The 21,207-nt window shown below is 40.8% G+C and carries 20 protein-coding genes and 1 other annotated feature; of the genes, 5 read left to right on the forward strand and 15 right to left on the reverse strand.

Annotation, left to right across the window (positions count from 1 at the left end; genetic code table 11):
- Position 1: 1 nt before the first annotated feature.
- Positions 2–1,645 (reverse strand): YfhO family protein, encoded by a 1,644-nt coding sequence (locus tag RWZ99_RS02165; RefSeq protein WP_314676077.1) that lies wholly within the window; start codon positions 1,643–1,645, stop codon positions 2–4.
- A gap of 239 nt (positions 1,646–1,884) precedes the next feature.
- Positions 1,885–3,237 carry an NADP-specific glutamate dehydrogenase gene (gene gdhA, locus RWZ99_RS02170; RefSeq protein ID WP_314676078.1) on the reverse strand — a complete coding sequence of 451 codons (1,353 nt, stop codon included), beginning with the start codon at positions 3,235–3,237 and terminating at the stop codon, positions 1,885–1,887.
- 350 nt (positions 3,238–3,587) lie between these two features.
- Between gdhA and RWZ99_RS02175 the strand changes: the two genes are divergently transcribed.
- The 3 genes from RWZ99_RS02175 (at position 3,588) to RWZ99_RS02185 (ending at position 6,090) form a co-directional block, all read left to right on the forward strand.
- The gene (locus tag RWZ99_RS02175) at positions 3,588–4,694 is read left to right on the forward strand and encodes an AAA family ATPase (RefSeq protein ID WP_314676080.1); all 1,107 of its coding nucleotides are present in this window, start codon (positions 3,588–3,590) and stop codon (positions 4,692–4,694) included.
- Between the two features lie 62 nt (positions 4,695–4,756).
- Positions 4,757–5,518 carry an NUDIX domain-containing protein gene (locus RWZ99_RS02180; RefSeq protein ID WP_314676081.1) on the forward strand — a complete coding sequence of 254 codons (762 nt, stop codon included), beginning with the start codon at positions 4,757–4,759 and terminating at the stop codon, positions 5,516–5,518.
- A 68-nt stretch (positions 5,519–5,586) separates the two neighbouring features.
- Complete coding sequence (locus RWZ99_RS02185; RefSeq protein ID WP_314676082.1) at positions 5,587–6,090, forward strand: DUF308 domain-containing protein; 504 nt, start codon at positions 5,587–5,589, stop codon at positions 6,088–6,090.
- Between the two features lie 81 nt (positions 6,091–6,171).
- Here RWZ99_RS02185 and RWZ99_RS02190 read toward each other — a convergent pair whose 3' ends face one another.
- The 13 genes from RWZ99_RS02190 to RWZ99_RS02250 all read right to left on the reverse strand — a co-directional run bounded on the left by RWZ99_RS02190 (position 6,172) and on the right by RWZ99_RS02250 (position 19,098).
- Positions 6,172–8,052, reverse strand: a complete 1,881-nt coding sequence (locus RWZ99_RS02190) for an ABC-F family ATP-binding cassette domain-containing protein (protein ID WP_314676083.1) — start codon at positions 8,050–8,052, stop codon at positions 6,172–6,174.
- Between the two features lie 83 nt (positions 8,053–8,135).
- Entirely contained in the window at positions 8,136–9,338 is a 1,203-nt protein-coding gene (locus tag RWZ99_RS02195; protein WP_314676085.1) for a CCA tRNA nucleotidyltransferase, read from the reverse strand.
- Entirely contained in the window at positions 9,335–10,102 is a 768-nt protein-coding gene (gene dapB, locus RWZ99_RS02200; RefSeq protein ID WP_314676086.1) for a 4-hydroxy-tetrahydrodipicolinate reductase, read from the reverse strand. The genes RWZ99_RS02195 and dapB overlap by 4 nt, the downstream gene beginning before the upstream one ends.
- Positions 10,103–10,161: 59 nt before the next feature.
- Positions 10,162–11,004, reverse strand: coding sequence for a DegV family protein (locus tag RWZ99_RS02205; RefSeq protein ID WP_314676087.1), 843 nt, complete (start codon positions 11,002–11,004; stop codon positions 10,162–10,164).
- 1 nt (position 11,005) lies between these two features.
- Positions 11,006–11,380, reverse strand: coding sequence for a DUF1149 family protein (locus tag RWZ99_RS02210; RefSeq protein ID WP_004183985.1), 375 nt, complete (start codon positions 11,378–11,380; stop codon positions 11,006–11,008).
- 201 nt (positions 11,381–11,581) lie between these two features.
- Positions 11,582–12,277 carry a GNAT family protein gene (locus RWZ99_RS02215; RefSeq protein WP_314676088.1) on the reverse strand — a complete coding sequence of 232 codons (696 nt, stop codon included), beginning with the start codon at positions 12,275–12,277 and terminating at the stop codon, positions 11,582–11,584.
- A 58-nt stretch (positions 12,278–12,335) separates the two neighbouring features.
- Positions 12,336–12,626 carry a 50S ribosomal protein L27 gene (gene rpmA, locus RWZ99_RS02220; RefSeq protein WP_002885483.1) on the reverse strand — a complete coding sequence of 97 codons (291 nt, stop codon included), beginning with the start codon at positions 12,624–12,626 and terminating at the stop codon, positions 12,336–12,338.
- A gap of 35 nt (positions 12,627–12,661) precedes the next feature.
- Positions 12,662–12,976, reverse strand: coding sequence for a 50S ribosomal protein L21 (rplU, locus tag RWZ99_RS02225; protein WP_002885597.1), 315 nt, complete (start codon positions 12,974–12,976; stop codon positions 12,662–12,664).
- A 40-nt stretch (positions 12,977–13,016) separates the two neighbouring features.
- Positions 13,017–13,092: a sequence feature (ribosomal protein L21 leader region), on the reverse strand.
- 112 nt (positions 13,093–13,204) lie between these two features.
- Positions 13,205–13,741: a GNAT family N-acetyltransferase gene (locus tag RWZ99_RS02230; protein WP_314676089.1), complete on the reverse strand. Its 537-nt coding sequence runs from the start codon at positions 13,739–13,741 to the stop codon at positions 13,205–13,207.
- A gap of 4 nt (positions 13,742–13,745) precedes the next feature.
- Positions 13,746–15,065, reverse strand: a complete 1,320-nt coding sequence (gene gtfB, locus RWZ99_RS02235) for an accessory Sec system glycosylation chaperone GtfB (RefSeq protein WP_314676091.1) — start codon at positions 15,063–15,065, stop codon at positions 13,746–13,748.
- The gene (gtfA, locus tag RWZ99_RS02240; protein WP_314676092.1) at positions 15,058–16,569 is read right to left on the reverse strand and encodes an accessory Sec system glycosyltransferase GtfA; all 1,512 of its coding nucleotides are present in this window, start codon (positions 16,567–16,569) and stop codon (positions 15,058–15,060) included. Before gtfA ends, gtfB begins: the two co-directional genes overlap by 8 nt.
- Positions 16,570–16,674: 105 nt before the next feature.
- Positions 16,675–17,898 (reverse strand): tRNA uracil 4-sulfurtransferase ThiI, encoded by a 1,224-nt coding sequence (gene thiI, locus RWZ99_RS02245; RefSeq protein WP_314676093.1) that lies wholly within the window; start codon positions 17,896–17,898, stop codon positions 16,675–16,677.
- Positions 17,899–17,952: 54 nt separating this feature from the next.
- A complete protein-coding gene (locus RWZ99_RS02250) occupies positions 17,953–19,098 on the reverse strand; it encodes a cysteine desulfurase family protein (protein WP_314676094.1) in 1,146 nt (381 codons plus the stop codon).
- A gap of 108 nt (positions 19,099–19,206) precedes the next feature.
- Here RWZ99_RS02250 and RWZ99_RS02255 point away from each other — a divergent pair, with 108 nt between their 5' ends.
- Entirely contained in the window at positions 19,207–19,665 is a 459-nt protein-coding gene (locus RWZ99_RS02255; protein WP_314676095.1) for a DUF6556 family protein, read from the forward strand.
- A gap of 43 nt (positions 19,666–19,708) precedes the next feature.
- A complete protein-coding gene (locus RWZ99_RS02260) occupies positions 19,709–20,965 on the forward strand; it encodes a folylpolyglutamate synthase/dihydrofolate synthase family protein (protein ID WP_314676097.1) in 1,257 nt (418 codons plus the stop codon).
- Positions 20,966–21,207 lie beyond the last annotated feature (242 nt).

Below are 21,207 nucleotides of genomic sequence, written 5' to 3' on the forward strand. Positions count from 1 at the left end.
TTTAATCATCTTTTTTCACTCTATACAAATAACCAATAAAAGCCAAAAAACTAATAGCTGAAACACTCAATGCCAATTTAGCAAGCGGGGTATAACTATAGGTCACTACAACTCGATGCTTGCCTGGTGGCAAGACTAAATTAGTTGGATTCTTTTCATTAGATAAGTAAGTTGTTGCTGGCTTCCCATCAATCGTCACTTCCTGTCCCTTGTAGTAGAAAACAGGTAGTGATAAAACTTTCTCAACTTGGGAATTGTTGATCACCTTAAGTGACAGCTCATTAGGAGATTGCTTGATGGCTGACTCAATTTCCTGAGTATCCAGAAAAAGGTGTTTATCAAAGACAAACTGAAAGGAAACTTCTTTATTGGTATAATCGCCGTTGATATTTTTGTAAGTTCCCTTAGCCAGCATTTCTTTCGTAACTTTTGTATTGCTCGGCAATATGTTCTTGACTTTAGTCATCCTATCTTGAACCCTAACAATTTGGAACATATTCAGACAAATACCAATCAGGACAAGTACCGTCGTAACCTTGATAGAAATACTCTTTAAGATATTAGCCAAGGCTAAGCTGAAAAATAACAAGGCCAAACTCCATAATCTCCAAGGAAATTGAAGATTGGACACCGGGCTTTCCTGCAATAACTGCCAAGGAAAACTCTTCAAGGTTAAAAAGGCTAAAGCAAGAGATATAATAAGGTAAATTCTAGCTTCCCTATCCTTCACAAGACGCTTAGCAAAGGCTAGACTTAACACTAAACCAATAAGATAAAGAAGATTAACTGATGGAGTCCTTAAATCACTTTTTACAATAGACCCCAAGATATCTGACAAACTCAAAGCCGTTTTGGCTAGAAAAGGTTTAAATGTCGTCCGCAAAGTCACATACCGGAATTGCTCTATCATGGGCACAAAATAGGCCAGAGACATTCCCAAAGTTACTAGAGTAGCCTTTAGAAACCCCAGTAAACGCTCTTTCCTAGAGTCCCAAATCCAAAAACTGGTTACCACTGCTAAGAAAATCATAACAGTGGCTAGGACGACCGACAAAACATGGGAATAAACAAGACCAAGCATCCCAAGGGTCAAGACCCACCATTTTTTGTAATCTCCAAAGGTTATCAAACGCACGCCTACAAAAACTAGGGGCAGAAAAATCATAGCCAGCGTTTCGCCAACCGCTGCCCTGTAGTAGGAATTATGTAAGAAGTAACCTGAAAAGAGATAGAAGGTAGAAAATACCAGCACCTGCTTATCAGAATACCTTAATAAACGTAAACCATAAAAACTAAGCAAACAGGTTGCAAATCTGACTAATATCTGAAAAGTCATCCAAGCTACAAAAATAGATTGCGTCAGCTTATACACTAAGAAGATAGGGTAGTAGATCAACCAAGGATAAAAGGTATTGATTAGCTGGCCAGTGCCTCCATTGGTTGTAAAATTAATAGGACTCTTCCAAATGGTATCTAGAGACAAAAGACGGTTAATATGAAAAACCACATCATCACCATAAAGCTTATCTCTAAAAAAGAACATTGGCAATATTGATACGAAACTTATCAAAAAACTCAGCATAAGGACTGACCAACTACTACAGTTCTTCTCTCTTTTCCCAAAGGGACCTTGTTCAATAGTCACAATTCTTCCTCTCATAATAAGTCATAAAAATCAGCTATAGAAAGAGATTCTTTGTTCCTTTATTATACCAAAAATCCAGCAGGAAACTCTATACCTCTTTAAAAGCCCACATCTGTGACAGCCAGAAGGAGGATCCACTAAAGATTAACCCACCTGTCATACCTTTTCACACAAATAAAAAGAAACCCGCAGGCTTCTTTTTTTATTTTATTGAGAGGCGATTGGTAATAGTCTATTAATTAAACAATACCTTGTGCTGACATTGCATCTGCAACTTTAAGGAATCCAGCGATGTTGGCACCCACAACAAGGTTACCTTCTTGACCAAATTCTTTAGCAGCAGCTGCAGCATTTTCGTAGATGCCTTTCATGATATCGTAGAGTTTAGCATCAACTTCTTCGAATGTCCATGATGTACGTTGGCTGTTTTGTGCCATTTCAAGAGCTGATACAGCAACACCACCAGCGTTAGCAGCTTTGGCAGGACCAAATGATACACCAGCTTTAAGGAAGACATCAATAGCTCCTAAAGTTGAAGGCATGTTAGCACCTTCTGAAACAGCAAGAACGCCATTTGCTACAAGTGTTTCTGCATCTGTTTCATCCAATTCGTTTTGTGTTGCACATGGGAAAGCCAAGTCAGCTTTGATAGACCAAACTGTCTTTTCACCACCAGCAGGTGTGAAGGTTGCATTTGGACGAGCTTCTGCATATTTCACGATACGTTCACGTTTAACTTCTTTGATTTCTTTCAACAAGTCAACGTCGATTCCGTCTGGATCATAAACAAAACCAGATGAATCAGAACATGTCACAGCTTTAGCACCTAGACTTTGCAATTTTTCAATAGCGTAAATCGCAACGTTACCTGCACCTGAAACAACTGCTGTTTTACCGTTAAAGTTTTCACCACGAGCTTTAAGCATTTGTTCTGCAAAGTAAACGGCACCGTAACCAGTTGCTTCTGTACGAGCAAGTGATCCACCCCAGTTCAAACCTTTACCAGTAAGAACACCTGTGTATTCGTTACGAAGACGTTTGTACTGACCATAGAGGTAACCAATTTCACGTCCACCAACACCGATATCACCTGCAGGTACGTCTGTATCTGCACCGATGTGTTTGCTCAACTCAGTCATGAAGCTTTGGCAGAAACGCATGATTTCGTTGTCTGATTTACCTTTAGGATCGAAGTTTGATCCACCTTTACCACCACCGATTGGTTGACCAGTCAATGAGTTTTTAAAGATTTGTTCGAAACCAAGGAATTTAATGATTGATTGGTTTACTGATGGGTGGAAACGAAGACCACCTTTGTAAGGACCAATAGCTGATGAGAATTGCACACGGAAACCACGGTTTACTTGTACTTGACCTTTATCATCAACCCATGGTACACGGAATGAAACGATACGTTCTGGTTCAACCAAACGTTCCAAAAGGTTTTCTTCAATATATTTAGGGTATTTATCGAAGACAGGGACAAGTGAATCGAAAACTTCTTCAACTGCTTGAAGGAACTCAGCCTCGTGGCCATTTTGAGCTTTCACTTTTTCAAAAACGCTAGCAACGTATTCTTTACCTGTTGTCATATCAATGTTTCCTTTCAAATAATTACCTTAGTAATTTAATTACATGAATAGTATAAATTTTCAGAATCTTCTTGTCAAGTATTTTCTGAGATTTTTTTGATTTACATGTTAGATTTTGTGACATATATAACTCTTACTATTTTTTAAAAACCTATCACGACAACAATGTAAGCGCATTATCTTTTTTGGGTGCTTCTTTCAAAATTTTTTTCTTTTTTTAAAAATTGAAGCTGAATTTGTTTGAAAAATAATTTAGTTGTTTTACTATTTTATCTATTTACAGAACCTCAAAACTATGCTACTATTAATTTAGTAAAATTACTATATTCAAAAATATAAAGGATAAGCCTATGAAAAGAAAACAGTTATCAGGAAAGCGTATTGGCATTGTTTTTGGAACCTTTGCTCCAATGCATGTGGGACATGTCGACCTCATCACAAAGGCAAAACGCGCTAATGACAACGTCCTTGTCATCGTAAGTGGCAGCAATACACAAGAAGATCGTGGGACACGCGCAGGCCTGTCGCTCAACCGACGCTTTCGTTATGTCCGTGAAGTTTTCTACGATGATGAACTAGTTCTTGTGGATAAACTGGACGAAGTCGATATGCCTCCCTATCCAGAAGGTTGGGTACCATGGGTTAACCACGTCAAAGAGCTTATCACTAAAAATACGGATGACCCTGAAAAGATTACCTTCTATGTTGGAGAGCCAGAGTACGTGACCGAGCTCAATCGCTATTACCCTCAAGCTCAGGTAGAACTCATCGAACGTTCTATTATCAATATCTCTGCTACTGAGATTCGCGATAATCCTATGGAAAATTGGCGGTTTATCACCAAACCTTTCCGTCGCCACTTTACTCGTAAGGTCCTAGTTGTCGGATCCGCCAGCGGAGGAAAAACAACCCTTGTTAAGGATTTGGCTCGCACTTACAACGCCCCTTGTTCACTTGAATATGCCAGAGAATATCAAGAAAAGTATAATGTCCGAGATGACGAGTTAGATACCAATGATTATATCCACCTCTTAACCGATCAATATGCCCAGACAGCTGAGATTATTGACAAAGGGCAACACTCAGGACTTATTTTTGCAGACACCAACTCAACGGTCACTAAGGTATATATCGACTACTATTTAAAAGAAAACATTTCACAAGAAGAGTTCGATATGTTAGATCGACTCTATCAGGTAACCCAAGCTCGTGAAAAGTGGGATTTGATTTTTGTGATACTGCCAAAATCAAACTATGTGGATGATGGTTTCCGTGATATGACTATGGCTGATAACCGAACACGTGATTGGTTTACCAAGCATCTCTTGGACCTACTATCACCATTCAAAGATAAAATCGTTATTTTAGGAGAAAACAGTGATAGTGACAGTTTTTTTGCTGACAACTACCATTACGCCAAGAAGGCAATTAAAGAACGTCTACATATCGAAATCTAATGGATTGCTTCAGCAAACGCATTTTCACTCGAAATTAACAATATAGACTAGGAGGCTAAAAAATGTCTAAAACCTTCGAAAACTCTGGTAGCGAAAAAGACTTCCTGGAAATCTACCGTAAAGAAGAAATGGATAAGTATGTCAAACCCTCAGTAACTGTAGACTCAGTCATCTTCCGATATTTTGAAGGAAGAGTCCAAACCTTGCTTATCAAACGAAAAAATCATCCCTACATGGGAAAATATGCTCTTAGTGGTGGTTTCGTTCAGAAACAAGAAGATCTCAATAAGGCTGTCTGTCGTGAAGTACTTGAGGAGACATCCGTTCAACTGAACCCTGATCACATCGAGCAACTCGTTACAGTAGGAACGCCTTATCGAGATCCCCGTATGTGGACCATTACAGTAGCTTACCTCTGTTTCATGACTTTTAATGATAGTCAAGTGGATAAGGCTGCCGATGATGCAGCGTCTACGCATTGGTTAGATATTGCTATGGTCAATGGCAAGTTGCAGCTTACTGACGGTGACAAGACGCTGTCTCATGACGACCTAGCCTTTGACCACTGGGAAATCCTTTTGACTGCTATGGAACGTATTAAGGGAAGACTCGAATACTACCCAACTATCCTCAAGATTATGCCGGAGGAAAATACCTTGACCACCTACCGTCAGCTGTTTGGGACCTTTAATGAAACATACCTTAAGATGGATTCCACAAATTTCTTACGGCGCTTTAAGCATCTTTTCCAAAAAACAGGGCGCCAAGTAGCTACCAGAACCAAAAAGGCTGCTACCTACACTTATCACATCCAACCAGTCTAAAGTAGGTCTTTGTTTGACAATTTGCCCCTTACATAGTAGTATTAAGGAAAATTAATAAGAGGTATCGTATGAAAAGTTTTACATTAGTTAGCGGGATTCTCATTACTCTCTTAGGTGTCTTTTTCTTCGCTAATCCTACAAACCTTCTTGCCATTGTTGGTTGGCTTTTTGCTCTAGTGATGCTCACTTCTGGTGTTTCAACTCTCATGGTTTATTTCAAACGTGATAACGAGAACCGTTCCTTCTTCCAATTACTCCAGAGCGCCATTTCGATTGTTTTTGGTATTATTTTGCTATCGACATCGGCATGGATACTCTCTGGGGTTGCAGTGGCCATCATCGCTTGGTGGCTCCTTGTCTCAGCCTTTACCCAAGGCTTCCAAGCTTACCGTCAACGTCAGTTCGGTTTTTCAGGGCAACCTGCTTTGTCAATCGCCTTAATTTGTCTAGTATTTGGACTATTGCTCTTTAGCGCACCATTTTTCTCAGCCTTTCTAATTGGTCGCTTGGTAGCTTCCTTGATTATCTTTGCGGGTGTATCTGTCCTCACCTTTTCATTCCGCTTGTGGTAGAACAAAGTTATTTTACTAGGTAACCATATAAAAAAGCCTTGCATCTGCAGGGCTTTTAGCATGCTTTGAATGTTAAAGAGTTTATCCCTCTAGCTCACTCAAATACTCATAACGCTCGTATTTTTCAAGCAAGGTTTCATTGGCAGAGTCTAAATCACGTTGAAGACTTGCTAGCTGTCCATAATCACTAGCATTTTCAAGCATGGCTGCTTCAATCTCTTCGATTTTAGCTTCAAGGTCAGCAATCTCATCCTCGATTGTCGCCCACTCTTGTTTTTCAAAATAGCTCATGCGTCTTTTTTCTTCTTTGACCTTCTCAACCTTAACGCTAGCTTGCTCTTTTTCTTTCTCTAGGAAGGCTGATTGCTCTTGTAAGAAAGCTTTTTCATCAAGGTAGTCAGTGTAGTTGCCAAAGAACTCACGCACGCCACCCTCCTCAAAAGCTAGAATCTTGTTAGCCACCTTGTCCAAGAAATAGCGGTCGTGACTTACGGTAACAACAGGGCCACCAAAACCATTGAGGAAATTCTCCAAAACAGTCAAAGTCGCAATATCCAAATCATTTGTCGGCTCATCCAAAAGCAGAACATTAGGCTTTTCAATCAGAATCTTGAGCAAATAAAGACGTTTCTTTTCTCCACCAGATAGCTTGGCAATCTGTGTTCCATGGGTAGAACGAGGAAAGAGGAATTGCTCTAAGAGCTCTGTGATACTGGTAGTCCCAACAGTTGTTTTGACTTCATCTGCGACTTCTTGCAAGTAGTTAATGACACGCTTGCTCTCATCCATATCTTTAATCTGCTGCGAGAAATAGCCAATACGTACCGTGTCCCCAATATCTAGAACACCAGCTGTGGGAACAAGATCGCCATTAATGAGATTGAGCAAGGTTGATTTTCCGACACCGTTATCCCCAACAATACCTATGCGATCACGGTTTTGCATGATAAGGTTGAAGTCACTGAGAATTGGCTTACCATCTTCATAAGCAAAATCTACATGCTCGAAGTTAACTACCTTCTTCCCAATACGACTAGTCTCAAAGTTAATTTCAAAATCGTCATTATTGACCGCTTGATGTACTTCACCCTTAAGATCCTTAAAACGATTGATGCGAGCTTGTTGCTTAGTCGCACGTGCCTGTGGTTGCGTTCGCATCCATGCCAACTCCTGCTTATAGAGTTGCTTTTTCTTATGAAGAGCTGCTGCATCACGCTCATCTTGTTCAGCCTTGAGACGTACGTAGTCCTGGTAATTGCCTTGATATTCAATCAAATTAGCCTGGTCTAGCTCAAAGATACGAGTTGCCACATTATCCAAGAAATAACGATCGTGGGTAATAAAAAGGACCGTTTTTTTGGAAGACTTGAGAAAATTGGTCAACCAAGCAATAGTGTCAATATCCAGATGGTTGGTTGGCTCATCCAAGAGCAAGAGATCTGCATCATTCAAGAGAACCTGAGCCAACTGCACACGGCGTCTGAGACCACCTGAGAGGTCTCCAACCTTTTGAGAGAGGTTTGACAAACCTAGCTTTGATAAAACTGTCTTAACCTCGCTCTCAATGGACCAAGCATCAAGACTATCCATCTCAGCCATAACCTTCTCTAAACGAGATTGATTATCCTCAGAATAATCCGCCATTAGGGTCTCATATTCACGAATCAAGGCCATCTCACGAAGGTCTGATGACAAGACCGTATCAAGCACTGTCTTGCTATCATCAAATTCAGGTTCCTGAGTCAAATAAGCAATCTTATAACCATTAGCCTTGGTAAAAGGTGACACGTCTCCATCAAAACCAATACGCTCTGATACAACATCTAACAAGGTTGTCTTACCTGTCCCATTGACACCAATGATCCCGATACGATCCAAATCATGGATAATGAATGAAATCTCTTTAAAAACCGTCTTGTCCCCAACGGACTTGGTTAATTTTTCAACAATAAAATCTGACATCTTACTTCCTTTTTACAAATAACACCGCTACGGATCCTACGTATGCTCTGTAGCGGTGTGTCATTTTTATCACGTCTGTAGACTTATTTCATAGCTTGAACAAAGGCCATGATGGCTTCCTCATCATTAGCTAGTTGACCATCAACGATGGCATTCTCGATAGCTCTGAGAGTACGACCAAGATCTGGTCCAGGTTTGTATCCCAGCTCCTTCATCAGCATACCACCATTAACAACGATTTCGTGCTTATCATGGATGAGCAACTGACCATCCAACTCGGCAATACGCTCATAATCTACGTCCAACCCCTGAGCCTGTCTCAAGGTTTCAGCCTCCTCTAAGAGGTCCTTACCATACTGATAAACATCTTGCTTGGTCACTTCCCTCTCCATACGGAGTCTAAAAATCTCAATCAAAGACTGAACGGTCTTCTGAAAATTGACAGATGTCTTCCATTTTTTAAGAAAAGAGCGTGGATTATTGTGCTTGAGAGCCAGAAGAGTTGCCGCCCAGGCTTGCTCAGAACTTGTAAATCTAAAGTCCTCAGCATAATCTGCCACAAAAGACTGCCATTCCTCTGCTGTCTCTTGAAAATCCGGAAGATACTGATAGGCCTTAGTCGCTAGAAGAGCCTTAATCCCTTTTTTCCAATGTGGTGCTAAGAGCAACTTATCAAACTCGATGAAACTTCGCTCAATCGAAATCTTTTCCAAAAGAGGAGCATGGCTGGTCATGGCCTCAAAAGTCTTTTCTTCAATATCGAAGTCTAAGCTCGCTGCAAAACGTAGCCCACGCATGATGCGAAGGGCATCCTCGTTAAAGCGTTCCTCAGCCTTACCAACAGCCCTTAAGACACGGTTGTCCAAATCAGCAAGACCATTGAACTTATCAATAACCTCAGCATTTTCATTAAGAGCAAAAGCATTGACTGTAAAATCACGACGCTTAAGATCCTCTTCCAATGAACGCACAAAGGACACGCTAGACGGACGACGGTAATCCACATAGACATCCTCTGTTCGGAAGGTCGTCACCTCATACTCACCGCCATTTTCCAAAACCAAAACAGTCCCATGCTCAATACCGATATCCACTGTACGCTCAAAAATCTGTTTGGTCTCCTCAGGATAAGAAGACGAAGCAATGTCAACATCGTGAATGGGACGGTTGAGAAGGGCATCGCGGACTGAACCACCAACAAAGTAAGCCTCAAACCCTGCAGCCTTAATTTTCTCTAATATTGGTAAAGCCTTCTGAAATTCAGAAGGCAAATAACTTAATCTCATAGTAAATGTTCCAAACCATAAACAAGCTGATCACGTTTAACCACTTCTTTAATACCGAGGTTAACCCCACCCATAAAGGAAATACGGTCATAAGAATCGTGACGTAAGGTCAATCCTTCTCCTTGGGCACCAAAGATAACCTCTTGGTGAGCCACAAGACCTGGCAAACGAACACTGTGAATGCGGAAACCATCAAACTCTGCACCACGTGCTCCAGCAAGTGTCTCCACTTCATCCTCAGCTCCCTGACGTTTGGTCTCGCGAACCTCACGAATAAGTTCAGCCGTTTTCACTGCTGTACCTGATGGCGCATCTTTCTTTTTATCGTGGTGAAGCTCAATGATTTCAAGGTCTGGGAAATATTTACTAGCTTCTGCCGCAAACTTCATAAGAAGGATAGCACCAATAGCAAAGTTAGGAGCAATCAAACCACCAATAGACTTATCTTTAGAAAGGTCTGTCAATTCCTGAATTTGTTCTTCAGTAAAACCTGTTGTTCCTACAACCGGTGCAAAGCCATTTTCCAAGGCAAAACGGGTATTTTCATAGGCAACAGCAGGCATGGTGAAATCTACCCAAACATCTGCATCGAAGCCAACCAAATCCGCTTTATCAGTGAAGACAGGAACACCGTCCACTTCTTTTTCTGTCGCAAAGGGGTCAAGCAAGGCAGCTAAGGTCAATTCATCATCTCCCTTAACCATTTCAACCGCAGTTGAACCCATTCTTCCTTTAAATCCAGCAATAATAACTTTAATAGACATGTTCTTTTTCCTCTCTATTGATCTCGCTCATAGGTAAGCCGATTCCAGATGGATCATACTTATTTGGTAAATTTAGGTGTTAGACCTAGCACTAGTGCTCCCTCGCCCAAATGCGTCGCAATCACAGCGCATAAGGATACCACTGTTGAAACAGTAATCTCTTGAGCTTCCAGCTGATTTTTAAAAGCCTCAGCCTTTTCAGGAGCATTGGTATGAAGGATGCTGATCTCCATTTCACGATTGTCCTCAGCTAGGGCAACTAAGCGTTTCACAGCTTTCTTCTCTGTACGTACCTTTTCAAAAACAACGATTTTGCCTTCGTCATTAAACTGTAAAATAGGTTTGATAGACAAGAGATTTCCCAAAATCGCTGAGCCATTCGACAAGCGACCACCCTTTACAAGGTGATTAAGATCATCCACAAGAATATAAGCCGTCGTTTTCTCTACCTGCTCCTCAAGCTTCTTCAAAATGTTCTCAAAAGACATCCCTTGCTCTGACCAATGCAAAACATTTCTAACCATAGCACCCATAGGAGCTGCTGTGATTTTAGTATCAGGAAAAGCAACCTTCAACTTGGCGTGATCTTCAATCAAAAACTGGCTATTAGCCCAGAAACCAGAAATCCCCGAAGAAAGGAATAGCCCAATGACATGGGTATAGCCTTTCTCCTCCAACTCCATAAGAAAGTTATCCAAGTCGGCTAGATTAGGTTGTGACGTCTTGAGCAGTTCCTCAGAATTTGCCATTTGTTCGTAAAACTGGTTCACATCCAAGTTCTTTCCTTCAACAAAAGGCTGTCCCTCAATGATAACCGGAATATCTAAAATATATACATCAGCATGTCCCTGAATTTCAGCAGGTAGATTAACCGATGAATCCGTAATAACTGCTAAAGACATTTTAGAACTCCAAGTTAATTCCTGGACGATCCAAGGCGATTTCAGTTACTTCATAAGTCAAACGCTGAAGTGTATCCAATAGTGGTGCTGCCAAAGTCTCTGCTTCTTCTTGTGAAAAGTCTTTAGGTTCATTGACAATACGGTTTTGAATATGGTCCATTTGAGAAACAATCCCTGAGATAACAAACTCATCACGGACAATCATAAATTGCAAAACAGCTACAACCGATGTATTGTTAGCTTCTTCATCTTTATTGTGCAACTGAAAAGTTACTTCAACATTTGTTTTAGGAACACCATTCTCTTTTTCCCACTCATGGTTACGAACATCATAGTGGTAACGGTTAACAAATACTTTTTCGCGAATTAAATCCATTAGTCATTATTCTCCTTGATACAATTACTCTTTATTATAGCATAAATATGCTTTATTATGGGAATATTATTGACAGAAAAATGAGTATTTAGACTGATTTTGACAGCACTAATAAGCACTAGCTAACTAGAAACTTTGACTTGACCGTCAGACTACTAAAACAGGGCTCCTTCATCAGAAAAAGAGCCCTTATATTAATAGCTAACAGTCCCTCAAAGAACGTTTCTGTTGTCCCTGTTCATCAAAATTCTCAGGAGCTAGCCAATTCTCAAATCGTTCTTTAAGCCTTGGCCACTCACTGTCAATAATGGAGAACCAGTCCGTATCTCGGCTACGTCCTTTATAGATAGCATGGTTACGGAAACGCCCTTCGTAGGTGAAACCTAATCGTTGTGCTGCATTGGCAGAAGGACGGTTGAGACTGTCACATTTCCACTCATAACGACGATAGTTAAGGCCTTCAAAGACATATTTCATAACTAGATATTGAGCTTCAGTGGCTGCCCGAGTTTTTTGTAGAGCAGGAGCCAAAATCACTCGTCCCATCTCTACACTACGATTTTTGGGTGTAATAGCCATGAGTGAGAAAGTGCCCAGAACCTTTCCTGAAGCCTTATCCCTAATGGCAAAGAAATAAGGGTTAGAAGACTGCTCATAGTCTTCCAAACACTGGCGTACTGCTTCTTCAGATTCAAAAGGATCCGCATACATATAGGTCCAGTCAGAAAGAATCCGATTGGTAAAGTAGAAGTCTAGAATATCCTCATAGTGTTCTGCTACCGTCAAATGTTCAACACTACAATAGCGACCGTCCAAGAGAGTGATGTCTGGCATCTTCCCAGGGCTGGCATCCACTAGGCTTGGGCCGACTTCTTGTTGGTACTGATTTAAAGGCATAGGCATCTTCCTTTCATAAATAAGAAAAGCCTACACAAAAGTGCAGACTTTAGCTGAATTATTTAGCAACTGGGTATACAGATACTTGTTTTTTGTCGCGACCTTTACGTTCGAAACGTACAACACCTTCAACTTTAGCGAAGAGTGTATCGTCACCACCACGGCCTACGTTTACACCTGGGTAGATGTGTGTACCGCGTTGACGGTAAAGGATTGATCCACCTGATACAGTTTGTCCATCAGCTGCTTTAGCACCAAGACGTTTAGCTTGTGAATCACGACCATTGGAAGTAGAACCCCCACCTTTTTTGTGGGCGAAAAGTTGCAAGTTTTCAAGAGTTTTCAACATAAGATTGTGTCCTTTCTTAGTGATTAGTCGCTAACTTACGCGTTGATAGCGTTGATAACAACTTTTGTATAAGGTTGACGGTGACCTTGTTTACGGTGGCTACCTTTTTTAGGTTTGTATTTGAAAGTAACAACTTTCTTTTGTTTACCTTGTTTTTCGATAGTTCCGACAACAGTAGCTCCCTCAACAACTGGAGTACCTACTACAGTTTTATCACCACCGACAAGAACAACTTCGTTAAAAGTTACTTCTGATCCAGCTTCAGCGTTGATTTTTTCAACGTAGATCGCTTGACCTACTTCAACTTTAACTTGTTTTCCACCAGTTTTGATGATTGCGTATGTGCTCATGATGCACCTCCTATTAAAATTTTTAATGTGTCTGAGGTTTCCCTCTGTGAAGACTCGCCTAGTACTGCGGGGACGAACCCACTTGCAAAACAGTAGTCGTGCGGTTGCACAGGACGTGCATTTAGTCAACGTTACGATTCTATCATTTTTTCACGCTAATGACAAGAGAAAAAGTTTTTTTGATTATTCTTATTCCGTCAATTTAGGTTTAATAACCTAATACTCCATCTACTCCACTCTTACACCATGCTTGCCTAGGAAAGTCTTAGCCAAATCTTGCTCAATCGTATCTAAAGAAAGACTCCTATCAGTTATTAAAATCTGATAGCGCTCCCTTCCTTCAAAATAGAAGTGATTCAAAGACTGATAGCCATTATTTTCATAAAAAGCCAGGCGTTTTAGTCGTTGAGAACGGTTAGAAGCATCCTCTTCATCCATAGGCTCAATCGTAAGCACACATGGTCGTTCTCCTGCTCCTTTCCTAACTTGTGCCAAAATTTGACTACCGTAACCCTGCGACTGTTTACTTTCCTCAACCGCAAGAAAGAGCAAGTAGACTAGATTATCAGTGCAGATTGCATAGGTAAAACCAATAAAAACTTCCTGATCAAAATAAGCTAAGAAAGATTGCCCATTTTTCAAACTGTTCCAAGACAATTTCCAGAGTGGAAGTCTCTCCTCCACAGGAAAAGCCGCTTCATAAAGCGAAGCGACCTTCTTGAATGTTGGTGTCAGAGGATAAATGTTGCGAACCTCTAGTGTCATTTTCCTAACCAATAACCTTTTTATAATCTTCTGGTGTCGCCACATGAGCATGCTCACGTTGACGATCAAGCAAGTGACTAAGGAAGTCACGGTTGCCCAAGGCTTCTTTAAGGGTTTGTTTAAATTGCCCAGCATTCATAGGTGAGAAAATATTGCTTGGTGCAGTATAATCTGGACCATGGCTTGTGTTCGTGAAAGCCAGGATAAGCAAGTTGTTTTCAAAGGCAGCACGTGTCGCTGACAGGATCTCATTTTGGTGGTTAATATCTAAATAGAAATCAGCCTCTTGATAGAGACGCTTAACCTGCTCCGTTGTAATATTTGGATAAAGGCTAACATTACTATATTTAGCTAAATCCATCAAGCGACTTGACATTTCAGTGATTGCCCCAATATGGTAGTGCATGGTAGGCACTTCACTAACAATGCTTTCCAAGTGTTCAATCTGATCTGAGTTGGTCAAGATAAGTGCTTGATTTTGGAAATTATTCTGACGAGCAAATGGATACATGAAGCCAAGGAAAGCCACACGAGAAGCCTGCTCTGGACTAATCAGTCTTAGAAGATTTGTGTAGGCTGTGTATTCTTGCACAACAATCTTAGTTTGACGGTGATTGCTATCAAGAAGGAGACGCATATTCCCAGGAACAGTGTCAGTGATAGGCTCTTGCCAGAAGAGGACATCTTGACCAGAATTCGGAAGATTCATAGCTGTCAAGAAAGGTGTTGACAAGGAATTATAAAGGATACGTCGCAAGTCATAGCCAGCTTCTTTAAGATAAAAGACTACAAACTCCGATTTGTTTTTGAAAATGTAGACCTTGTCTTTCCAATTCAAGATAACGTCTTTGGTCAAATGGTTAACGACGATCACTTCCTTGTTGTCTGGAGTGAAATAACTAGTAATGGTCGCTTCTTGCTTAACATTGTAAGTTGTTTGTGAAAAACGGTATCCCTTGTTATTGTAGCGATCAGTCACGCGCAAGCGACCTGACTCATCATACCAATCCACAGCTTTAACTAGGCGCTGATGAGCAGGATGCGCATAGTGAATATGACCACGTTTCTTATCAAAACGGAAGATTTCCGCATTGCTATTTGTTCCTAAAATTTCCCAGTAATCCGGCACGGGTACCTGATTAAAGTAAAGTGCAGATCCCTGAACCTCATCAAAGCCTGTGAAATAAAGGTAAGGTGAGGTCACATCACTAGGTAAAAAGCCATCATCTGAAAGACAAACTGTTGTATTCACATAGCCAGCGACAATCAGCGAGTAATGGAGATCCCAACTACCTTGACTATAGTCTTCAAATAAATTAATCATGATTAGTCATCTCCTTTACTAAGTTAAGCCACTTCTGCTCGATTTCCTCAGTCAAAAAGCCTTTGGCAATATCATAAGAGACTTGATGAACATGATCTAAATCTGAACGATTGAAGAAAGCTACAATTTTCTCTGCCAAGGCAGCCACAATAGCAGGTTCGTCATCTTTTTCAAATCGAGGGATTAAGTAGCCATTTTCATTATCCTTGATAAAAGTTTGGTTTCCATAACGGACATCAAAACCAATCATACCAAGGCCCGATCCAACAGCTTCTAAAAGTGTCAAGCCAAAACCTTCACTCTTAGAACCTGATAGGTAAAGTTCGTAATCCTTGTAGACTTCTGTTAAATCTTGGTGACCCTTGAGATGGATGTAATCCTGAGCTTGATTTTCCTCGATAATTGTCTTGAGCTTAGCTTCTTCAGCACCTGTACCAAAGATATCAAAGTTCACTTGTGGCAGACTTTCTTTAGCCTTAACAACAGCCTTAGCCAACCAATCCACGTGCTTTTCATTGGCCAAACGTGAAGCCGTGATAATCGAGAATGGTTTACGCTCTCCCTCAGGCTCTCTCAGTTTATCCACACTTCCCACAGGAATCGTTACGATATTAGGTGTAAATGGTGTATATTTGTTGAACTGATCTAGCATAATGCTACGTTGACGCTCTGTCGCTGTGATGAAGAAATCAACCTTATCCGCATTGCTGAATTGATACTCATAGAAGTTATTCCAAAGAATAGTCTTGTCTGTCACAGCATTTTCACTAAAGTGCTCTGCATGGACAACAACTCCAAGCTTAGCAGGTTTAGTATTACGGAAAACGGCCTGTCCTGTACCAGTTGCGCGGTCCAAAATGACAATGTCTTGATTAGTTAGACCTAGTTGAGACATAAAGTAGGCAATAAACTCATGCTTAGAAGACAATATCTTATCTGGGAAACGGAAGACACTATCCTTACCATCAACAATTTCATCATAAGCAATACTGCCATCTTCATTGAAGAAACGGCGTTGATAGAGGTGGGCTTTATTGTCTACCGGTGTATAGTACTCAGTAAACATCTTAGTATAAGAATAAAAGTCTTTACGAATTAGGCAACCACGTGATACTTTTTCCACACGATGGACAATATCTTCACCCTCTTTACGCAAATAAGCGGCGTAGAAAATATCTTCCTTGGCACAAAAGAGCTTAACCACTTTGCCATTAATTTCACGACGTGTGATGTCATAAGGGATTTCCTTTTCCAAATCCTTAACAGTATAGGTCGTTGGGGCAATCTTTAGGTCCGTAAAATAGCTGTAAAGCCAGATGATGTCTTCATCTGAAAATCCCATGTTACGGGTCAAATCAGAAAGATTGTCCTGCAAGAACATATCCATAAAGACAAACTTAGCCTTAATACCTGTGTTTTTGAAAATTGTAGAACGGTAGGCCTGGGCGTACTCAACACCACTTGATGCCCAACCGATTCCTAAATTGATGTTATAAACAGTCATGTAGTTTCCTTTCTAGGTAAAAGTTCAACATCGACATCTCTTTTTCGATATAGATAATTCTAATGATACCTTTGCGATACCAAACTGTCACTATATACTCCTAGACTAAAGTAAGTCTTCAATAAGTGTATCCACTTCGTCTTGCGCTTCTTCAATAGGTGTGATTTCAGTCACCATGATTCCTGCAACTGCACGTTCAACTAAGCCTTCAACATCCATACGACGTTCATATTGTTCAACGTTCTTGATTTTTGGATTAGTTTTTGGACGGTCAGGTGCAAAAATGGTACAGCAATCCTCGAAAGGTTGGATGGAGATATCGAAGGTATCGATTTTTTGTGCCAAATCAATGATTTCCAACTTGTCCATAGTGACAACTGGACGAATCACGGGCGTGCATGTTACAGCATTGATGGCCTGCATAGACTCCATAGTCTGACTGGCAACCTGTCCAAGACTCTCACCATTGATAATTACGAGACCACGGCGTTCTTCACGAATTCGGTCTGTAATACGCATCATAAAGCGGCGTGTCAAGGTCATCAAGTAAGCCTCTGGTGCTTTTTCTTTGATTTCCTCTTGAATCTCAGTAAATGGTACTTCTATGAACTGGATATTACCACCGAACTTGGTCAACTTACGAGTCAAATCTTGAGCCTTTTTAAGTGCACCTGGACTTGTATATGGAGGGCTTGCAAAGTGAACAGCCTCAATATCTACACCACGTTTAAGAGCTAAGTAACCTGCCACTGGCGAGTCAATCCCACCTGAAAGCATGAGCATTCCTTTACCAGCAGTCCCTACAGGTAATCCACCTGCTCCCTTAATTTCCTCATGGGAAATATAAGCGGCCTCAGCACGAATTTCTACCTTCAGATTAACATCCGGCCCCTTCATCTGTGCTTTAATGTCAGGCAAGACATCAAATACAGCATTTCCTAAAGTAAGGTTGAGCTCGCGACTATCTAAAATAAAGTCGTGATCACTACGTTTGGCAGTCACCTTAAAGGTAAGACCGTCACGATAGAGCCCAGTCATAATGTCTTGAACAGCCTTTCTCAATACTTCGACATCTTTTTCAAATTTGTAAACAGGGCTAAAGGCCTGAATACCGAAAATCTGCTTCAAAGACTCTGCGACTGGTTCGTAGTCTGTGCCATTGAGGTAGATGTGTCCACGGTCTCGGTCAAAAGTCACTTTAACTTCTGGATAGATAGATAACACATCTTTGATGTTATTTCTAAGTTTATTGATAAAACGCATACGATTTTTGCCCTTAGTTGACAATTCACCGTAGCGAACCATAATTTCTGAATACGTTAATGTCATTCCTTTTCCTTTTAAACTTGAATTTAATTTTATTTTTCAATCGATTAAATCTTGCTATCTTACTTTTTGCGTCTTAGCATAGACTTGTTTGAAAATCGTGAGAAACTGTTCTACTTGTCCCATATCATTGTCATCATCAAGACTAATACGAACAGCTGTTTGGGCTAACTTGGTTGGAACACCCATAGAAATGAGGGTTCCCGCTGGCTTACCTGCCTTAGATGAACATGCTGAAGTCGTTGAAATATAGATTTGATGCTCTTCAAAAGCATGGACAACCACTTCACCACGAACTCCCTTAATTCCAAAGGTCAAAATATTGGGAGCAAAGTCCTCACCCTCGCCTGAGAAAATAGTAATGTCCTCATACTTAGCCAATTCATCAAAGATAATCTTTTTCATCTTAGCAATTTTAGGAAGAGAAAATTCCTCTTTATCAGTGACTAAGCGCAAAGCCTTAGCCATACTCGCAATCCCAGCTACATTTTCAGTCGTTGAACGAAAGTCTTTTTCTTGACCACCACCTGTTAAGAGCGGAGTAATCTTTTTCCCTGCCTTTTTGTAGACAAAACCGACACCTCGAACAGCATGGAACTTGTGACCAGAAAAAGTTGCAAAGTCAACACGGTCTGTTAAATAAGCTGATACAGGTATCTTCCCAATCGCCTGGACAGCATCCACATGGAAAGATACGGTCGGCTCATTAGCCAATATATCCGAGATAGCTTGAATAGGTTGGATTGATCCGATTTCGTTATTAACGGCCATAACCGAAACCAAGATAGTGTCAGGGCGTAATAGTTCAGCAAGAGCATTCACATCCACGAAACCTTGTGCATTAACAGGGGCATAGGACACTTCAAAACCACGTTCTGAAAGCCATTTAGCAGACTCTTTTACTGCGGGGTGTTCAATATCAGAGACGATGATGTGTTTGCCATAAGGTTCTTTTTCGAAGGCTACACCCTTGATAACCCAGTTGTCACCTTCAGTTCCACCAGACGTAAAGAAAATCTCATCGGCTGATTTTCCAATGAGGTCCGCAACTTGCTTACGAGAAGCCTCCAAAATACGCGTCGCAGATGTTCCTAATTGGTGTAAACTGGATGGATTCCCAAAAATTTTCGTGGACACTTCCTGATAGGTTCTAAGTGCCTCTGGATAAGGTACCGTAGTGGCTGAATTATCAAAATAAATCATGATTTTTCCTCGATTTTTATTTACTATTTATTATAGCATAATTTTTTTAGCAATTTTTGCGAGAAAATCATATAATAGAAAGTACGAAATATTTTTAAGGAGAGCATCATGTCTGAAAATTACTCACGCCGTAATCATTCATCAAAAGAAGAAAAAAAATCTGCACCAAAGGTGACTGAACACGTTACAAAAGGCTTCACTGCCTTCCAAAAAGTCCTTACTGCTGTCGGGACAATCTTGTCGATCATTGTCGCTTCTATCACTATCATGAATTTCACATCATCTAAAAATAAGGACACTTCTGATTCATCATCTAATCAGTCAACTGTAGTCATTAAAGAGAGCAACAATAAGACCCAAGAATCAAGCACTTCTTCTAGTTATGGAAATGCGACTGATTCCGATACAGCAACAAGTAGCCAAGCAGGAACTAACACCTATTCATCATCAGCAGATACAACAACTGGTGGCAATACGACTACTTCTTCATCAGCAGCTACTGCAGACACAACAACTGGCAATGCGACAACTGGTGACGCAACAACTGGTGGCGCTGCTTCCAACTAAGACATTTGAAAGGCTAGGAGTTTCCTGCCTTTTCTATAATCCTATGAACTATACAGAAACTCTAAATTTCATCCACTCCTTCAAAGGTAATGGTCGTCGCCCCAAACTTGAGCGTATGCGCTGGCTTTTGGACCAAGCTGGAAATCCTCAAATGCACTATCCAACGGTCCACATTGTCGGAACTAACGGTAAAGGCTCAACAACCAGTTACTTACAACATATCCTAACAAAATCAGGCTATCAGGTCGGGACCTTTACCTCCCCCTATATTACTCGATTTAACGAGCGTATTAGTATTAATGGTATAGAGATTCCTGATAAGGACCTGATTAGCATTGTTGAGAAAGCTCAAGTTCTTCTCAATGATTTAGAAAATAAGACTGATTTTGGCAGGCCAACGGAATTTGAGTTGGTCACCTTACTCATGTTCCTCTACTTCGACCTTAAAGAGGTTGATATCGCTATCATTGAAGCAGGAATTGGAGGACGGCTTGATTCGACCAATGTGCTTTCGCCGGAGCTTGTCATCTGCACTTCAATTAGCTTTGATCACACTGAAACTTTAGGCAATAGCCTAATAGATATTGCTAAACATAAAGCAGGTGTCATGCGAGAAAAGACTCCTATATTACTTGGTCGTGTTTCTGAAGAGGTTTCACATTTCTTCAAACAAAAATCCCAGGAACTTCAGGCGCCTATAGCAATCATTGATCGAGAAATCAAGCTTCTGCCCACAGACAGGCAAACTCTTCGAGTTGGTTATAGCGATTGGGAGAGCCCAAATCTTAATCTCCCCATGCTAGGAAAACATCAGGAAAATAATACTGGTCTAGCTGTCACTGCTGCCCATCTCTTGTCTCAAAGATTTCCTAAGATTACCAATCAGAGCATTCAAGATGGTATTTGTGGCACACACTGGCCTGGTCGTAGTGAGTGGATTGGAAATAACATTTACCTAGATGGTGCCCACAATCCTCAGGGAATTACCAGCCTAAAACAGGTATTAAAAGATAACTTTGTCAACCGTCGAATCCACATCCTCTTCGCAGGACTTAGACGAAAACCTTTAGAGGACTTACTTGATGAGCTTAAAGACTATAATCTAACAGTAACCTCCTTCAATTTCTTTGAGGCACTGCCCTTGGATGATTACCCTCAACACTTAGAACGCTCAACTGACTACAGAGACTGGTTAACTCAAGCTGAGTCTGCAAATCCTGATGATTTATTTGTCGTCACTGGATCTCTTTACTTTATTTCAGAAGTCAGGAACTACCTAATCAACGAAAAAAAGGCCTAAGGGCCTTTTTTCGTTAAGACAATCTAAAGTGACACACAAGATATAGGTTAGCATTCTGCCACATAGAAAGACCCGAACCTCTCGGTATTCAGACCTTACCTTTTTATCTCATCGTCACAAACTCTTCGGAACCGGTTGGATGAATGGTTTCCATAGCCAAATCGGCTATGGAAATTCGCAAGGAACTCCCTTGCAATCACTTTCAATTGAAGCCATTCAGTCACAAAGACAGGCCTGAACCT

It is taken from the genome of uncultured Streptococcus sp., from assembly GCF_963545685.1.
Classification (GTDB): domain Bacteria; phylum Bacillota; class Bacilli; order Lactobacillales; family Streptococcaceae; genus Streptococcus.

Coding starts and splice junctions, on each gene's coding strand:
- RWZ99_RS02210 (WP_004183985.1), bottom strand. CDS start 11,380: ATGGATTTAATTCGCGAAAAAGTATTTGTTAACCGTTACCACTATGAT.
- dapB (WP_314676086.1), bottom strand. CDS start 10,102: ATGTCTATTAAAGTTATTATTGCTGGATTTAAAGGAAGAATGGGTTCA.
- rplU (WP_002885597.1), bottom strand. CDS start 12,976: ATGAGCACATACGCAATCATCAAAACTGGTGGAAAACAAGTTAAAGTT.
- gdhA (WP_314676078.1), bottom strand. CDS start 3,237: ATGACAACAGGTAAAGAATACGTTGCTAGCGTTTTTGAAAAAGTGAAA.
- RWZ99_RS02190 (WP_314676083.1), bottom strand. CDS start 8,052: ATGTCAGATTTTATTGTTGAAAAATTAACCAAGTCCGTTGGGGACAAG.
- RWZ99_RS02215 (WP_314676088.1), bottom strand. CDS start 12,277: ATGCCTTTAAATCAGTACCAACAAGAAGTCGGCCCAAGCCTAGTGGAT.
- gtfA (WP_314676092.1), bottom strand. CDS start 16,569: ATGACTGTTTATAACATCAATTTAGGAATCGGTTGGGCATCAAGTGGT.
- RWZ99_RS02255 (WP_314676095.1), top strand. CDS start 19,207: ATGTCTGAAAATTACTCACGCCGTAATCATTCATCAAAAGAAGAAAAA.
- RWZ99_RS02230 (WP_314676089.1), bottom strand. CDS start 13,741: ATGACACTAGAGGTTCGCAACATTTATCCTCTGACACCAACATTCAAG.
- RWZ99_RS02175 (WP_314676080.1), top strand. CDS start 3,588: ATGAAAAGAAAACAGTTATCAGGAAAGCGTATTGGCATTGTTTTTGGA.
- thiI (WP_314676093.1), bottom strand. CDS start 17,898: ATGACATTAACGTATTCAGAAATTATGGTTCGCTACGGTGAATTGTCA.
- rpmA (WP_002885483.1), bottom strand. CDS start 12,626: ATGTTGAAAACTCTTGAAAACTTGCAACTTTTCGCCCACAAAAAAGGT.
- RWZ99_RS02185 (WP_314676082.1), top strand. CDS start 5,587: ATGAAAAGTTTTACATTAGTTAGCGGGATTCTCATTACTCTCTTAGGT.
- RWZ99_RS02195 (WP_314676085.1), bottom strand. CDS start 9,338: ATGAGATTAAGTTATTTGCCTTCTGAATTTCAGAAGGCTTTACCAATA.
- RWZ99_RS02250 (WP_314676094.1), bottom strand. CDS start 19,098: ATGATTTATTTTGATAATTCAGCCACTACGGTACCTTATCCAGAGGCA.
- RWZ99_RS02260 (WP_314676097.1), top strand. CDS start 19,709: ATGAACTATACAGAAACTCTAAATTTCATCCACTCCTTCAAAGGTAAT.
- RWZ99_RS02205 (WP_314676087.1), bottom strand. CDS start 11,004: ATGTCTTTAGCAGTTATTACGGATTCATCGGTTAATCTACCTGCTGAA.
- RWZ99_RS02180 (WP_314676081.1), top strand. CDS start 4,757: ATGTCTAAAACCTTCGAAAACTCTGGTAGCGAAAAAGACTTCCTGGAA.
- gtfB (WP_314676091.1), bottom strand. CDS start 15,065: ATGATTAATTTATTTGAAGACTATAGTCAAGGTAGTTGGGATCTCCAT.